Origin of the sequence: Cupriavidus sp. SS-3 (assembly GCF_035818815.1) — a bacterium.
Classification (GTDB): Bacteria; Pseudomonadota; Gammaproteobacteria; order Burkholderiales; family Burkholderiaceae; genus Cupriavidus; species Cupriavidus taiwanensis_C.
This window is the reverse complement of sequence record NZ_JAYLVT010000057.1, coordinates 1-681: the sequence shown is the minus strand read 5'-3', so window position 1 is coordinate 681 and position 681 is coordinate 1. Positions and strand designations below refer to the sequence as shown.

Below are 681 nucleotides of genomic sequence, written 5' to 3'. Positions count from 1 at the left end.
GCGGCGCAGCGCCGCGTCGACCGGGTAGTTCTCGAACACGACGATCGAATCGAACAGGGCCTGGCCGCCCAAGCCGGCCCAGCGCTGGATGTCGTAGAGCGGGGTGTGCTCGTGCTCGCGCAGCGCCAGGTTCAGTGCCTGCACCTCGCGCAGCCAGTCGCCCACCGCTTGCTGCGGACGCGGCGAGGCGATCACGGGCAGCGTGTTGATGAACAGGCCCAGCATCTGCTGCGCGGCCGGCAGTTCGGCCGGGCGGCCCGCCACGGTGGCGCCGAAGGCCACGCACGGCTGGCCGGTGCAGCGCTGCAGCAGCAACAGCCAGGCGGCCTGCACCAGCGTATTGAGCGTGACCTTCTGCGCGCGGGCAAAGGTGGCCAGCGCGCTAGTCTCTGCGGCGTCGAGTTCGTGGTGGTGCTCGCCCTGGCCTTGGCCTTGGTCGCGCTCCGGGGCCGGCAGTGCCGCCAGCAGGCGGGTCGGCGCATCGAGCGGTGCCAGCTGCGCTCTCCAGAAGGCTTCGCCGGCGCCGGCATCGCGCGACTGCAGCCAGCCGATATAGTCGGCAAAGCGGCCGCCGCTGGCGGGCAGCGCTTCGCCGGCATAGTGGCGCAGCACTTCGCCGAGCAGCTGCGCGGTGCTCCAGCCGTCGAGCAGCAGGTGGTGCACGGTCCAGACCAGATGATG

The 681-nt window shown here is 71.5% G+C and carries 1 protein-coding gene; it reads right to left on the bottom strand.

What is annotated here, in order from left to right; genetic code table 11:
* Nucleotides 1–681 (bottom strand): condensation domain-containing protein (locus U9J39_RS29405; protein ID WP_326348805.1); only part of this gene is annotated, 681 nt, incomplete at both ends.